This is a genomic window from Pseudomethylobacillus aquaticus (genome assembly GCF_003730115.1).
In the GTDB taxonomy this organism is placed as follows: Bacteria; Pseudomonadota; Gammaproteobacteria; order Burkholderiales; family Methylophilaceae; genus Pseudomethylobacillus; species Pseudomethylobacillus aquaticus.
The window spans coordinates 422,900-437,882 of record NZ_RJVP01000001.1 but is presented as its reverse complement, the minus strand read 5'-3'; the positions used below and the strand labels follow the sequence as shown (position 1 = coordinate 437,882).

Here is a 14,983-nt window from a genome sequence, read left to right as displayed (position 1 = left end):
AAAAGCAGGCGTCATGCCTGCTTTTTTATGTTCACTGACTTGCTCGAAGCCGCTCATGCCCCTACGCCTCCTTTTTGCCATGACCTTTTTTGGTGTGGTCGTTTCTGCACACGCCGACCCAGTTGATATCGAAATCCAGTCGCGGTTGTCGGCTGAACCTGTCTGGCTCCGGCTGCTGCACTATGAACGCCCGGTGGCTTTGCCTGGCGCGATGCGCAGTGCCATCCGCGCTGGTGACTTCTTTTTGTCAGCACAGGGCGACACCGACGCAAGGGCAGAACTTGCTGCCACGCTGGCGGCGATGGTCTCTGAAGAGGTCACCCCAGACCAGCACGTACGCTGCCGCTTTCCTGCGCGAGTAGCCTGGTTGGAGCAACAATTAGAACAACAAAGTGATTTTGATATGGCCGCGCATTGCCCTGCCTTGCAACGCTGGCGCACTGAGTACCCGGTCAACTCCATCAGTGTGGTGCTTGCTACCGGCTATCTTGGCAATCCTGCTTCTTATTATGGTCACACCTTGATCAAATTCAATGGTCCGACAACAGGCAGCAGCACACAACTGCAGAACAAGACCCTCAACTACGGCGCGATCGACACGCGTGGAGATAATCCAGCGGTGTACATCGCCAAGGCTGTCCTCGGTGGATATGAAGCAGGCTTCAGCGAAGTGGATTTCTATGTTCATGAGAACACTTACGGCGAGAACGAACATCGCGATCTGTGGGATTTCGAGCTCGATCTGCCCGCCCAAGATGTGGCGTTCGTGACAGCCCATGCCTGGGAACTGATGGGAAAGCGGTACAACTATTATTTCTTTCGCCAGAACTGTGCCTACCGCATGGCCGAGATCCTGCAGCTCTTGCCTGGCCTGGAGATCATCCCAACAGCCCGCCCGTATACCATCCCACAATCACTCACCCAGCAGATCGGCACCGCCCGCTATGCAGGCGCGCCACTCCTGAAGCAGGTGCGTTATTTCCCGTCCCGGCAGGCGCGCTTCTATTCCCGCTTCCAGAGCCTCACGCCAGAGCAGCGCCACATCATGAAGCGTATGGTGCTTGAGGGGATGGATACTCAAACGGAGGCTTTTAACGATTTGCCCTTGCAAGCCCGATATCAGCTCATCGATAGTGTCGTGGATTATCACCAGTTCGCCAACGAAGCCCCACAAGCTGGCCAGAGCCAGCATCCGGATTACATCAAGGCGCTTGCCATGCGGTTTGCCTTGCCGCCACTTGCGCAATCAGAAGTGCCTCACCCTGTCACTTCTCCGGATATTGGTCGCCCACCGAGCTGGGTACAGGTGGGCATCATGCATGCCAGTGAAGCAGGAGACACCCTCAGTATCCGCATCCGGCCAGCCTATTACGATGCGCTGGATGGCGACGGCAGTCATGTCAGGAATGCAGCCCTGACCATGGGCGACACCCAGTTGACGGCGCGTGAAGGGCAGCTCAGGCTGCACAAGCTGGATATCGTGAGTGTGGAGTCAGCTAACCCCGGCATCTCCGGCTTGCCCAGAGACGATGGCGTTGCCTGGAAGGTCAGGTTCGGTGCCGAGCAGGGCAAGGTGGGCTGTCTGGATTGCCTGGTCGCACGCGCTCAAGCGGATGCAGGGATGGGGCGACAGCTATCCAGCCGTAGCTTTGTCGCAGCTTATCTGGGAGGTGGCATCCAGGCGGACCGCTACGATCAAGGTACCCTGTTCGCCAGAGCTTCAGCCGATGCCATCTATCGGTTTTCTGAGCGTGTGAGTTGGAAAGGCAACATAGAATTGCGCCAGGGGCTGGAACGGGGTGTGCAGGAGCTACTGATAGTGCGCAGTGATGTGCGCTGGGCATGGTCCACGCTGGTGGATCTGCGGCTCAGTTATGAAGGCAGTACTGGCGCAGTTGACGGGCATGTTTTGAGTCTGGGTACCGGAATATATTGGTGATCAAGGCGGAGCAGGCCTTGGCATCAAAGCATGCGCTGATGTAAGGTCAAGTAGGGCAGTTGGTGTGGATAACTTTGTGTTAATGAATGGGATATGGTGTCTGACCCTATTGTTACGATAATGGATGTGATTTTTTTACCTTGGCAATCACCTCACGCAACAAATCAATATTGCGCACCAAGCAATCGTTATCCTTACGTTGCAAGCAATTCACCGTGAAGAGGTATGTAACGCTTTTGTGGCATGCGCGACGGTAATTCATAGGTTTAGGTTATGGGTGCATTGTTTTCATACGGCGGACTGCCTTTAGGCAGGAAATTCGGAGATAGCGTTGAACGGGTGTTCCTACCGGCCCAAGATGCAGTGCGGCGTACCAACCCGCCGATGTCCTTTAGTGGGCTGGTAACAGGCTTTGGTAAAGCGCTTTACAACACGGCCAATGACGTTAGCGAGAGTGCGACATCTCTGCACCCAGGCATCGTTGCAATGAAAGTGATGGGCTTACATAAACCAAGCCCTAATTTCAGCATCGAGGGAAGTGAATTAAGAGGTGCTGCCTTATTCCAGGGCGTGAGTTTAGTGTCTACAATAAGCTCAGGTGCTGCTGGCTTGGTAGGGAGTGTAGACAGGCTTGCGGCAAACAGTGCAGGGCGCACTGTTCTGACCAGTGAGGCCGCTGCCGCTAACCGGCAAGCCGTTCAAGACCTCGGTATTCCAACAAATCTGAGTTCGCGACAAAGTCTCCACATTAATCCTGGAGATGGCCGGAGCCCGCTAACGGTTGATCCCCAAGGCTTGTTGGATGGATTGCACGCGGGCGAGTACTCAATATTGCGGCAAACCCGGCCCAATTCTGTTACCGCTGATTTCGGAAGGCCAATTGGCGAATTTTGGCAGAACGGTACCGTGGTTGGCCCGACGCAGTACGGAACAGTACATTTTGGGAATAAGGGAACACATATCGTTCCAGCCAACCCCAAGCAATGGTGAAATTATGGATACGACTCAGCTGCTAACCTCCGCAAAACATGCCATCAGAGATTTGGTGAATGATCATGTCGTCTCAGTAGCTGTTGGATGGGACTCAGCAAAACGGCATGCAGAACTTCGATATTATTTTTCTCGCCAACCAACGGACGATGATATTGACCTATGTTCATGTGCACTCGCTGAGCTAGAGGCTCAGTTCGGTGGAGAGATTCAGACCGCAAGCGATGAATGCATTTTTTCGATGCATCCATTGGATAAACTGGATAGCCTTTCGGGTTGGGTGTATGTAAAAAACGAGAGTTGAGTTGCCACAAACAGGGGGAATATTTGGGCTCAGAGTGATCTTACCCACGTTTGGTGGACATCTTAATAAGAGGTTGATTTGTAGTAGTGGCGACCTGATCTGCACCTACTTTTTTTCTCCGATCCGCATCAGCTCATCCACCAATCCAGCCTCACCTTCCATCGCAGCTCCAACTTCGTCCACCAGCGATGAGAAACTTGGGTCGTTCCTGAGCTCTTCACCAAACTGCCAGGTCAGTACGTTCTCCACAAACAGTCTGACGACTTTGTGCTTTTTGCGCACATCGTCTTGATCGATCGCGCTGATCAGACCGACGATTCTTTGCTTGAGCGCTTCAGGTGTCGGCTTCTGTGCCGGTGCCCGCTGGGCTTGCGTATGGGTGGATTTATCAGCACCTGAAACCTGGCCTTTGGCCGTGGTTTCTGTCACCGCTTTTCTGCGGATGAGTTCGGCGATGCTGTCGAGTGAGGAAGGCAGGTCCATGGAATGGCGCTGAAATGGAATGGCGCTGAATCAGTTGGGCTCTACCTCCATAGCATCAAACAAAAAAGCCCGCACAGTGATGTGCGGGCTTTTATAATTTGGCTCCTCGACCTGGGCTCGAACCAGGGACACACGGATTAACAGTCCGTTGCTCTACCGACTGAGCTATCGAGGAATCGGTGAAGGCGTGATAATAATGACTCAAGCCCGATTGGTCAATCATCTCTGAGGCGATTATGAAGAAAAAATGTATGCGCGCGCTGCTTGCGTTGGCACTGCTGTTGTGCATGCTATTGATCTTGCCATGGCTGATGCCCTTGGGCAGTTTTATTCCCAGGCTGGAACAGCAGGCGACCGCAAGTCTGGGAGTGCCGGTGCGTGCAGGCAGTTTGCGCCTGAGTTTGCTGCCCACGCCGCACTTGACGATCAGCCGCCTGGTTGTTGGGGCAGACGATGCATTGATGGCGGAGCAGCTGGCGGTATTGCCCAGTTTGCTCCCCCTGTTGTCTGGCCGTTTTATGGTCGCCAGGGTGATGGTGGAGGATGTCCGCCTCAAACCTGGCGCTATCGAAATGCTGGCCTCGACGACCTCGTCCACTGGCACCAGCTCGCCCGCAGTGCAGTTGGGCCACCTGTCTTTGCGGCGCGTCAAGCTGGACTGGCCCGAGATGGTGCTACCCACGATGGATATCGATATCGCGCTTACAGCACTGAACACATTCCGCTCGGCACAGTTGCGTAGCGTGGACAACAAACTACAGATTGATCTGGAGCCGGACGCAGATGGTTATGCCATAAGCGCAGCAGCCAAGGATTGGGTCTTGCCGTTTGGGCCGCCGCTACTGATGGACCAGCTCAACATGCGTTTGCGTCTGCAAGGTCAGGCATTGCATATCCAGTCCATGCGTGCAGCCATGTATCAAGGCCAGCTGAGCGCCGAGGGCAAGCTAAGCTGGCTCGGGCCTTGGCAACTGGACGGTGTATTCAAGCTGGATAAGCTGGCTTTGCAACAGCCGGTGACTTTGCTCAGCGGCAAGCGGCGGTTGAGTGGTCATCTGTTCGCGGATGGAAAACTCTCGGCGCGTGCCAGCGAGCCTGGTTTGCTGGCCCAGACGTTGAAGGCAGGTGTTCAGTTTCGTGTGGAGGATGGAGTATTGTACGGGCTGGATCTGGCGCGTGCTGCCAGCCTGTTGTTGAAACAGGGCGCGCAAGGTGGCGAGACACAGTTCGACCGTTTATCAGGGCAGCTTGATGCAGCTGGCGCGCGTTACCAGTTCAGGCAGCTGAAGATCGCCTCCGGCTTGTTGACTGGGGAGGGCAAGCTCACCATCATGCCGGACAAAACACTGGATGGCGTCATGCAGGTGGCGCTGAAACACAGTGTGAGTCTGGTGGCCATCCCCTTGCAGATATCGGGCACACTGGCGCAGCCCACTGTGTTTCCTACCAAAGCGGCATTGGCGGGTGCAGCGGCTGGCACTGCCTTGATGGGGCCTGGGGTGGGCACCAGCCTGGGCGTGAAAGCTGCTGGTGCCGTAGATAATTTGAAAGGTCTCCTCGGCGGCAGCAAGGATTGAGCTTGCTACAGCGGCGCCTGGCGCCCCAGCCGTGCTGGCAGATCGGCGATCGAATCGATGATGGCATCAGGTGTGATGCTGGATGCAGCGGCGTAGGTGGCGCGGTATTTGCCTGTGCGTACCAGGATGCCGACCAGGCCGGCTTGCTGTGCACCGCCGATGTCCGAATCGATGTCGTCACCTATCATCCCCACCTTGGTTGCCTGCAATTGCATATCCTGCAGGGCGATCCGGAAGAAATCGGCAGAGGGTTTGCCTATGATCATGGCCTCGCGTCCGCTGGCGTATTCGAGACCGTGGATGAAGGCGCCGATATCCAGCTGCAAGCCGTGTTCGGTCTGCCAGAAGCGGTTCTTGTGGATGGCGATCAGCTTGGCGCCCTGCATCAGGCTGTTGAACACCTCGTTGAGCAGGCTGTAAGACCAGCGTTCGCCCATGTCGCCGATGAGGATGTAGTCAGGGTCGCGATCCGATTGCGCCAGCCCGGCGAAATCCTGCTTCACGTCGTCTGCCATCAGCAGGCGGCATACCGGATGGCTTAAGCCCTGCAGATAGCGTAGCGCCGCTTGTGGTGCACTGACGATTTCACAGGCGGGGATGTCAAAGCCGAGCGCGCTGAGCTTGTGTTGCAGGGAGCGCAGCGACAGGGTGCTGGTGTTGGTGACGAAGCGGCAGGGCAGCCCGCTACCGCGCAGGCGGGCGACCGCTTCGATGGCACCCGGAATGGGGGTGCTGCCTGTATACAGCACGCCATCCAGGTCGAACAGCATGCCATGCAGGTGAGTCAGGTCCGTGTTCATCGCGCGCTCCCAAATCAACGGTCAGCTTAGAAGTGAGGTTGGCGGTCAGCCTGGTCATCAGCTCAGCCGAAGCTTGGCCGTCAGCTCAGTTTTCAGCGGCAAGCCGGATCGGCATGCCTGTCATCCGTGTGGATGCAACAGGCGTGCCAGATCTGTCAGGACAAGGCGGACTGGATGCGATCCAGCGCGTTGCGCAGGTTGTCCATGGAGGTGGCGAAGGAGATACGGAAATACCCTTCCGCACCAAAAGCGGAGCCAGGTACCACGGCAACGCCCGCTGATTCCAGAAAATACTCAGACAAGGCCAGGTCATTGGGCGCGCTGATCTTGCCCGCCGCATGCAAGCGCACGATGGCCTCACGCGCATCCGGGAACGCGTAGAACGCGCCGCCCGCTCGGATGCACTTCAGGCCAGGCATGGCGTTGAAGCGGTCCACTACGTAGTCATGGCGCGCCCGGAAAGCCACCAGCATGGGCTCTATGCACTGTTGCGGACCGTCGAGCGCAGCTTGTGCTGCCACCTGCGAGATGGAGGTCGGGTTGGAGGTGGACTGCGATTGCAGCACTTCCATGGCCTTGATGATATGCGCGGGCCCGGCAGCGTAGCCGATACGCCAACCTGTCATGGAATAGGCTTTGGAAACGCCGTTCAACACCACACAGCGCGCTTTCAGCTCAGGGGCAGCGTTCAGGATATTGTGAAACTTCTCGCCGCTCAGGTTCACATGTTCGTACATGTCATCGGTCGCTACCAGCACCTGCGGATGGCGCTTCAGCACTTCGCCCAGCGCCTGCAACTCGGCCAGGCTGTACACCGAGCCCGTCGGGTTGGAAGGCGAGTTGATCATGAACATGCGGGTCTTGGGCGTGATCGCCGCTTCCAGCTGGGCAGGCAGTAGTTTGAAACCCTGCTCGATGCCACAGTTGATGATGACCGGCTTGGCGCCCGCCACCATGGCGATGTCCGCATACGATACCCAGTACGGGGCAGGCACGATGACTTCATCACCCGGGTTCAGCACGGCCAGTGCCAGATTGAAGATGCACTGCTTGCCGCCTACGCCGACGATGACTTCGTTCACGCCATAATCAAAACCGTTGTCACGCTTGAACTTGGCGACGATGGCTTTTTTGAGGCCGGGGATGCCGGAAACCGGTGTGTATTTGGTGAAACCGCTGTCAATGGCCTGCTTGGCAGCCTCTTTGATGTGCTGCGGGGTATCGAAATCAGGCTCGCCTACGCCTAATCCGATGATGTCACGGCCTTCAGACTTGAGTTTTGCGGCCCGTGATGACACAGCCAGTGTAGGTGATTCTTTGATGGTCTGTACCAGGGCGGAGAGACCGAACTGTGGCGATTCCAAAATGACGTTTCCTGCTGAATAGCGATAAAAGCGTGATTTTACGCATAAAAGCCATCCGGCGGAACTCTCAACTACGATAGCGGCGGCGGTGCAGGTGCCGCCGCAGCGTGCTTACTCGCAACTGCCTTTGCAACCTACCGTTTTGCTGAATTCGGCCGCCAGATCTTCATCGATCTTAAGCAGAGCCACATTCACTGCCTTGACCTCGTTCTTGTCACCTTTATTGGAGGCGATCACGCCGATGCGGAACAGGGAATCCGTATTGAGCGGTTCCAGCGCGATGGATTTACGGTAGGCAGTTTCTGCCTCGTCCAGCTTGCTCATGTTCTCCAGTGCATTGCCCAGTTCGTACCAGGCGTCACTGTTGCTGGGCTCGGCCTTGATCCAGGCGCGTGCCACCTGCTCCAGCTTGGCCCAGTCGCCATTGATCTCGGGCACCGCCACTTGCATGAAGAATGGTTTGTTGGCTTCATCGTCTTCCCAGAACGCCTGACCGACGATGGGGAACACCGTTTCCACTGGTTGTTTCTGCAGACTCTCCAGCCATTCCACCGGCACAGCGTAAAAGTAGGCGATGCGGCCTGTGGTTTTGAAGGTATTGATGCCTATCAGTCTGCCGTCTCCGTCATACAAGCCGCTACCACTCGCGCCAAGTGCAAAGCGCGCTGTGCTGCGGACGATAAAGCCCTCTTGTTGCTTGAACAGGGATTTCACGCTGCCCAGCGAGGTGAGTGCGTTCGGCACGCCGCTGGAATGACCGATGGCCACCACTTGCTGGCCTTTTTTCATGTCGGCTGACCGACCCAGCTCCACCGGCTTTACCGGCAGTCCGGCGGTGGTCATCAGGCACAGGTCATGCCAACGATCCGCCTGCACCGAGTTCACCGTGTAAGAGTCTTCGCCCTGCGAGACCCAGGGCTGTTTGGTCTGACGGAAGATATGGCAATTGGTCAGTACCTTGTTCTCGGCCACCACCACCCCAGAGCCATAGGCCATGCCGCCGTCTGGTTTATAGCCACGTATCATCACAGTGCCAAAGAACGACTGCAGTAACTTGACCTTGTCATAAGCGTGAGCAGTGGGTAATGCACTGAAGGTCAGCAACAGGATCAGCAGGTGGCGCATGGTTTTCCCCAGAAGAATACGATTTTGTTTTATCAGCAAACTTATTGTCTACCAATGACACGATGCAGCTTACATAAGTTCTAGCCCGCACTGATAGAATGACAGACACCCTTTTTTGGCAATGGCATCGTGATCGTCACTTACCCCGGCAGCAAATATCAGTTACATCAGCCGTTCCCGCCTGCGGGCGACCAGCCTCAGGCTATCGAGAAGCTGGTATACGGCATCAACCAGGGCATGCAGTATCAGACCCTGCTGGGGGTGACCGGCTCCGGCAAGACCTTCACCATGGCCAATGTGATCGCGCAGATCGGCCGTCCGGCCATCGTCATGGCACCCAACAAGACGCTGGCAGCGCAGCTGTATTCGGAATTCCGCGAATTCTTCCCCAATAATGCCGTGGAGTATTTCGTCTCCTATTACGATTACTACCAGCCTGAAGCCTACGTGCCTTCGCGTGACCTGTTCATCGAGAAGGATTCCAGCATCAACGAGCATATCGAGCAGATGCGCTTGTCGGCTACCAAAGCCCTGCTGGAGCGTGAGGACACGGTCATCGTGGCGACCGTATCCGCCATCTATGGTATCGGTGACCCAGGCGAATACCACGGCATGGTGCTGCACATCCATCAAGGCATGAAGATAGCGCAGCGCGACATCGTCAACAAACTGGTGGCCATGCAGTATGACCGCAACGATTTCGATTTTTCGCGTGGCGCCTTCCGCGTGCGTGGCGATGTGGTCGATGTGTTCCCGTCGGAAAACAGCGAGACCGCGGTGCGCATCAGCCTGTTCGATGACGAGATCGAGGCCATCACCCTGTTCGACCCGCTCACCGGGCAGATCTTCAGCAAGATCCACAATTTCCGTATCTTCCCGTCCAGCCATTACGTCACGGCACGTGAAGCCACCATACGCGCCATGGAGACCATCAAGCAGGAATTGCGCGAGCGGGTGGATTTCTTCATCAAGAACAACAAGCTGGTGGAAGCGCAGCGTATCGAGCAGCGCACGCGCTTCGACCTGGAGATGCTCAACGAGATCGGCTTCTGCAAGGGCATCGAGAACTACAGCCGCCACCTGACCGGCCGCCAGCCTGGCGAAGCACCACCCACGCTGATCGACTATCTGCCCCAGCATGCCTTGATGATCCTGGACGAGAGCCATGTCACCGTGCCGCAGGTGGGCGCCATGTACAAGGGTGACCGCGCGCGCAAGGAGAACCTGGTTGATTACGGCTTCCGTCTGCCTTCGGCGCTGGATAACCGTCCACTCAAGTTCGACGAGTTCGAACGCATCATGCGGCAATGCGTGTTTGTGTCGGCGACACCGTCGGAATACGAAGCCATGCATCAGCAGCAGGTGGTGGAGCAGGTGGCGCGCCCGACCGGCCTGATCGACCCGGAGATCATCGTCAAGCCTGCCGACACCCAGGTGGATGACCTGCTATCCGAGATCAAGCTGCGTGTGGATATCGGCGAACGCGTGCTGGCCACCACGCTCACCAAGCGCATGGCAGAAGACCTGACCGATTATTTATCCGAGCACGGGGTCAAGGTGCGCTATCTGCATTCCGATATCGATACAGTGGAACGCGTGGAGATCATCCGTGACCTGCGTCTGGGGGAGTTCGATGTGCTGGTGGGCATCAACCTGCTGCGTGAGGGGCTGGATATCCCCGAAGTGTCGCTGGTCGCGGTGCTGGATGCCGACAAGGAAGGTTTCCTGCGTTCGGAACGCTCGCTGATCCAGACGGCCGGGCGTGCCGCACGTAACTTGAATGGCAAAGTGATCTTCTATGCCAACCGCATCACGCGCTCGATGAAACTGGCCATGGACGAGACCGAGCGCAGACGCAAAAAGCAGATGGCGTTCAATGCAGCGCATGGCATCACGCCCCGAGGCGTCAGCAAGCGTATCAAGGACATCATCGATGGTGTGTACGACAAGGACGAAGCCAAACGCGAACTCAAGGCAGCGCAGGACCAGGCCAGTTTTGAAGCGCTGAGTGAAAAGCAGCTGTTGAAAGAACTGAAACGGCTGGAAAAAGCCATGCACGACAGTGCGCGTAATCTGGAATTTGAAAAGGCGGCCGATTACCGCGACCAGGTGAAGAAGCTGAAAGTGCAGATCTACGGTGCCGAAGTCAGCGATGTTCACACGCAGTTCGAGATAAAGAAGCCATGAGCATGGCGCGCAGGCCTGCACCAAGGTCGCGCAGGCCCTGTATATAAACCAGCGTCGTCCGTCACTAAAAGGGGAGTAGCAGGTGGAAAACGATAGTTCACACCCGTTGGTGAAATGGCTGTCCGCATTGACGCTGTTGCTGGCGTCAACGGTATTGCTGGGTTGGTATCTACACATCGAGATCATGAAAAGTGTGATCCCCGGCCTGGTTAGCATGAAGATCAATACGGCGATCTGCTTTGCACTGTTGGCCACATTGACCGTGCTGCTACATGATAGACACTACCCGCGCCTCCAGTCCTTGCTTGCGCAAACAGTGGGATTGATCGCCTTTGCTACACTGCTGCAGTTCCTGTTCGATGTGGATTTCGGCATTGATCAGTGGTTTCAACCAGCGGGGGCCGTGGGGGACACGCACAGCCCATTTCCTGGACGCATGTCGTTCTACAGTGCCATCAATTTCCTGTTGCTCACCAGCGCGTTCCAGCTGCGCTACATTCGGCAGCCTGCATTGCGTCACTTGTCCGAGAGTTTATTGTTGCTTGCCTACGGCCTGCCCGTCGTGGCATTGTTGGGTTATATCTTTGGTTGGGCCGATCTCATGGTGTTCGGCCACTCCTCGGCTATCGCCTTGCATACCAGCTTGTGCTTTCTGATGCTGACCACCGCACAACTGATACTGTTGGTGCGTGACAAAGGGATGTCTGCGTTCATCCATTATCTGCGCCGCCATCTGGTCTGGATCGCGGTGGCGGTGTTTGCGGTCAGCGTGCTCGCGGTGGCGACCAATATCGCCAGGAACAACCGTTCCAGTGACGATGTGGCGAACACCTATGAGGTGATCCTGAAATTGCAGACGCTGGTCTCCGAGCTGGAGCATTATCGCGGTGATGTGCGTTCCTATCTGTTGACCGGCGACGCCCGATATTACGAAGTGGCCAAGGATGTGCCGCAACGCATCGCCTCGATGATGGCGGACATCGCCCTTATGCTGGAATATAACCCCCAGCAGTCGGCGCGCTTCTTGCAAGTGAGCCGCTTGTTCACAGAACGTGCCGCACTGGCAGAGTCACAATTGCAGCTAAGGCGCGACAGCGGGGATCTGCTCAGTCGTTTGTACTCGTACACCAGCCAGGCTGACCAGTACACGCAGCAGATGGAAGTACGCTTGAACATGATCAAGCACGAGGAAATCGGGCTGTTGTCGATGCGACGTCAGGAGCAGCGCCAGCACCAGACCACGGCACTGATCACGTCCGGCTTGATCTTTCTGCTCAGTTTCGTGGCATTGATCGTGGCTTATCTTTCTTCGCGCCGCGAATTACAGCAGCGCCAGTTGATGCAGCAGGTATTGCAGGAAAGCAAGCACGAGATCGAGCACCGCGAGCGTTTTCTGCGCTCCGTCACGGATAACATTCCCAGCCTGGTCGGTTACTGGGATGCCAATCTGATCAGCCGCTTTGCCAATTCACAATATGAATACTGGTTTGGTAAACGCGTCGCCGAAGTGCAAGGCCATCATGTCAGCCGTGTGCTGGGCACTTACCGCTACAACCGCGTCAAACCTTTTGTCGAGAAGGCGCTCGCTGGCGAGCCACAGCGTTTCGAGATGGATATCCGCAAACCGGACGGTGTCCAGGCGCATGCCGAGGTCAATTACATCCCGGACGAGCGGGACGGTCAGGTGCATGGCTTCTATGTGTTGATCTCCGATATCACGCCGATGAAGCAGGCACAGTTGCAGCTGGAGCAGCTCAATCAGGCGCTGGAACACAAGCGCGCAGAAGCCGAAGCGGCCACGCTGGCCAAGAGCCAGTTCCTGGCCAATATGTCGCACGAGATACGCACGCCCATGAACGGTATCCTGGGCATGTTGCAGTTGCTGCGTCTGGGCGAGCTCAATGTCGAGCAGCTGGACCATGTGAACAAGGCCGAAGCGGCGACCCGGACCTTGTTGTCTGTGGTGAACGATATCCTGGATTTCTCCAAACTGGAGGCAGACCGCGCTGAACTGGACATTGCCCCCTTCAGCATGGCGAGCCTGCTGCATGAGGTCAGTTCCATCGTGGCGGTCAGTGTGGGCGACAAACCACTGGAGCTGCTGTTCGATATCGATGAGCATCTCCCTGCCCAGTTGCTAGGCGATGACCTGCGCTTGCGGCAGGTGCTGATCAACCTGTTGGGGAACGCCATCAAGTTCACCGCCCAGGGCGAGGTGCTGCTGCGTATCCGCTTGATCATACGCGAGGTGGGTTTTGTCACGCTGCGTATCGAAGTGGTGGATACCGGTATCGGCATCACCCAGGCGCAGCGCGAAGAGATCTTCGAGGCTTTCCGTCAGGCAGAAGCCTCGACCAGCCGCAACTACGGGGGCACCGGCCTGGGCCTCGCGATCTGTAAACGCCTGCTGAAATTGATGCACACCGATCTGCATGTCAATAGCGAGCCCGGCAAGGGCAGCCGCTTCTATTTCACCTTGACCTTGCAGGTCGGTCAGGCGCTGGCAGAGCCGCTGACCATAGCCCAGCGCAAGGGCCAGCGCATGCTGCTGATTGAAGATCATCCACGTGCAGCCGAGCTCATGCTGCGCCAGCTCGGTTCACTGGGGATGCAGGCACAAGTGGCTGGCGATGCTGATCAGGCGTTCCGCTACATGCACGAGGCGAACCAGCAAGGACAGCCTTACCAGATACTGATCGTCGATGCCCGTCTCGATGGTCAGGATAGCTGGGAGCTATGTCAGCGGCTGCAATCCATCAATGGCAACGGTACGCTGTTGATGGTCACTGGCAGCATGCATGATCGCAGTCTGTGGGCTGCACGTATGCAGCAGCAGTCCAGGCCGGTCGCAGGTTTTCTGATCAAGCCGGTGACGGTGGTTGCGCTGTATCAGTTGCTGACCTCAGGGGCCGAATTGCCAGCGCATCTCGGCCGCCCGGCCAAGCGTAACGCCCAAGCCAAGCCACTGCTCGGTCTCAGGCTGCTGGTCGTGGAGGACAACGTGAGTAGCCAGGAGGTAGTGGAAGCGTTGCTGATGCGGCGTGGTGCACACGTCACCATCGTAGGCAACGGCCTGCAGGCGCTGACCATGATAGAAGCCGATGAGCAGCCGTTCGATCTGGTGTTGATGGATGTGCAGATGCCGGTCATGGATGGCATCACCGCCACGCGTTTGATACGTGAGCACCGTTCGCGCCAGCAATTGCCTATCCTGGCCATGACCGCCAATGTGCTGCCCGCAGACAAGCAGGCATGTGCGCTGGCTGGCATGAACGACCATGTGCCCAAACCCTTCGATCTGGATACGCTGGTCAACACCATCTTGCGCAACCTTCCGCCCGGCAAGCGCCCACTTGAAGTCACGCAAGATGGGGAGGGCGCCAAGTCTGCAAGTGATGTGGCAGTGCTGGTCGCGTTTGCTGAACTTGGCATCGAGATGGACACGACCTTGCCGCGTTTCAATGATGATGCAGGCTTCTATCTGCATGCGCTCATGCTGCTGACGGAGAGCCTCGATGAACGCATGGAGGGCATCAAGACGGCATTGGCGCAGCATGCCCCGCAGCAGGTGGAGTTCCTGAGCCACAGCCTGAAAGGCAGCTTTTCCAACCTGGGGCTGACCAGGCTGGCCAGCGGCGCAGCGAGTGTGGAAGATCAGAGTCGCCGCAGTTCTGAGACCGTATTAAAGGCACTGTTCTCGGAACTGGTACAAATGGTAGCCGCCTTCAAGCCATCATTGCTGCAACTGGTGGAGCTATTGACGCAGCAGAACCAGCAGCGCACGGCCAAGGCATTGAATGCGTCAGCCCTGCAAGCGGCATTGAGAGAGTTGCAAGAGGCGATTGAACGCGCCGATATGCAGCGCAGCAACCAGCTGATGATGACCATCGCCGATGCTTTCGGGGCGGAGCTGCCTGTGGATTATTACCGTCTTCGCGCTGCGCTGAATCATAAGGATGCCGCTGCCGCGATGGCCTGTTGCATGCGCTTGATCATCAAGCATTAGCCCGCTGCTGCTGACGTGCCTAACTCCGCTCAACGCTAGTGTGTGCCTTGTGCAGCTGAGGTGAGCTGTGAGCTGTCCCCTGGAAGCATGCTTGGTAGGGCAAGCAGCGTAGGGCATGCGCGCAATGCATGTCCCTGAAAACACAGAAGCCCCGCATGCGGGGCTTCTGTGTTTGGTCGCTTGCTGCGTCCCGAGCGGGCTGTGCGGC

General features: G+C 56.9%; 10 protein-coding genes and 1 tRNA gene. 6 read left to right on the top strand and 5 right to left on the bottom strand.

Annotated features, from left to right (window positions below; all coding sequences use genetic code 11):
• The first annotated feature begins 55 nt into the window (after positions 1–55).
• The 3 genes from ED236_RS02015 (at position 56) to ED236_RS12820 (ending at position 3,233) form a co-directional block, all read left to right on the top strand.
• Positions 56–1,939, top strand: coding sequence for an Lnb N-terminal periplasmic domain-containing protein (locus tag ED236_RS02015; RefSeq protein WP_162299570.1), 1,884 nt, complete (start codon positions 56–58; stop codon positions 1,937–1,939).
• 273 nt (positions 1,940–2,212) lie between these two features.
• A complete protein-coding gene (locus ED236_RS02010) occupies positions 2,213–2,929 on the top strand; it encodes a polymorphic toxin type 50 domain-containing protein (protein WP_123236257.1) in 717 nt (238 codons plus the stop codon).
• A 4-nt stretch (positions 2,930–2,933) separates the two neighbouring features.
• Positions 2,934–3,233, top strand: a complete 300-nt coding sequence (locus tag ED236_RS12820; protein ID WP_476704264.1) for a MafI2 family immunity protein — start codon at positions 2,934–2,936, stop codon at positions 3,231–3,233.
• A 105-nt stretch (positions 3,234–3,338) separates the two neighbouring features.
• On the opposite strand, the gene ED236_RS02005 is transcribed toward ED236_RS12820, so the two are convergent.
• Positions 3,339–3,716 (bottom strand): hypothetical protein, encoded by a 378-nt coding sequence (locus ED236_RS02005; RefSeq protein ID WP_123236256.1) that lies wholly within the window; start codon positions 3,714–3,716, stop codon positions 3,339–3,341.
• Between the two features lie 99 nt (positions 3,717–3,815).
• Positions 3,816–3,891, bottom strand: a tRNA-Asn gene (locus ED236_RS02000).
• A 76-nt stretch (positions 3,892–3,967) separates the two neighbouring features.
• On the opposite strand from ED236_RS02000, the gene ED236_RS01995 reads away from it, so the two are divergent.
• On the top strand, positions 3,968–5,293 hold the full coding sequence (locus ED236_RS01995) for an AsmA-like C-terminal region-containing protein (RefSeq protein WP_162299569.1): 1,326 nt from the start codon (positions 3,968–3,970) through the stop codon (positions 5,291–5,293).
• Positions 5,294–5,298: 5 nt separating this feature from the next.
• Here the strand turns inward: ED236_RS01995 and ED236_RS01990 are convergent, their stop codons facing one another.
• The 3 genes from ED236_RS01990 to ED236_RS01980 form a co-directional block, all read right to left on the bottom strand.
• Complete coding sequence (locus ED236_RS01990; protein WP_123236254.1) at positions 5,299–6,093, bottom strand: TIGR01458 family HAD-type hydrolase; 795 nt, start codon at positions 6,091–6,093, stop codon at positions 5,299–5,301.
• 155 nt (positions 6,094–6,248) lie between these two features.
• Positions 6,249–7,457, bottom strand: coding sequence for a pyridoxal phosphate-dependent aminotransferase (locus ED236_RS01985; RefSeq protein WP_123236253.1), 1,209 nt, complete (start codon positions 7,455–7,457; stop codon positions 6,249–6,251).
• A gap of 111 nt (positions 7,458–7,568) precedes the next feature.
• Positions 7,569–8,582 (bottom strand): trypsin-like peptidase domain-containing protein, encoded by a 1,014-nt coding sequence (locus tag ED236_RS01980; protein WP_123236252.1) that lies wholly within the window; start codon positions 8,580–8,582, stop codon positions 7,569–7,571.
• 129 nt (positions 8,583–8,711) lie between these two features.
• Between ED236_RS01980 and uvrB the strand changes: the two genes are divergently transcribed.
• Together uvrB and ED236_RS01970 are read left to right on the top strand one after the other, a co-directional pair.
• Positions 8,712–10,769 (top strand): excinuclease ABC subunit UvrB, encoded by a 2,058-nt coding sequence (gene uvrB, locus ED236_RS01975; RefSeq protein WP_123236251.1) that lies wholly within the window; start codon positions 8,712–8,714, stop codon positions 10,767–10,769.
• A gap of 82 nt (positions 10,770–10,851) precedes the next feature.
• Entirely contained in the window at positions 10,852–14,775 is a 3,924-nt protein-coding gene (locus ED236_RS01970; protein WP_148042230.1) for a hybrid sensor histidine kinase/response regulator, read from the top strand.
• Positions 14,776–14,983 lie beyond the last annotated feature (208 nt).

Coding starts and splice junctions, on each gene's coding strand:
- ED236_RS01980 (WP_123236252.1), bottom strand. CDS start 8,582: ATGCGCCACCTGCTGATCCTGTTGCTGACCTTCAGTGCATTACCCACT.
- ED236_RS02010 (WP_123236257.1), top strand. CDS start 2,213: ATGGGTGCATTGTTTTCATACGGCGGACTGCCTTTAGGCAGGAAATTC.
- ED236_RS12820 (WP_476704264.1), top strand. CDS start 2,934: ATGGATACGACTCAGCTGCTAACCTCCGCAAAACATGCCATCAGAGAT.
- ED236_RS01995 (WP_162299569.1), top strand. CDS start 3,968: ATGCGCGCGCTGCTTGCGTTGGCACTGCTGTTGTGCATGCTATTGATC.
- ED236_RS01990 (WP_123236254.1), bottom strand. CDS start 6,093: ATGAACACGGACCTGACTCACCTGCATGGCATGCTGTTCGACCTGGAT.
- ED236_RS02005 (WP_123236256.1), bottom strand. CDS start 3,716: ATGGACCTGCCTTCCTCACTCGACAGCATCGCCGAACTCATCCGCAGA.
- ED236_RS02015 (WP_162299570.1), top strand. CDS start 56: ATGCCCCTACGCCTCCTTTTTGCCATGACCTTTTTTGGTGTGGTCGTT.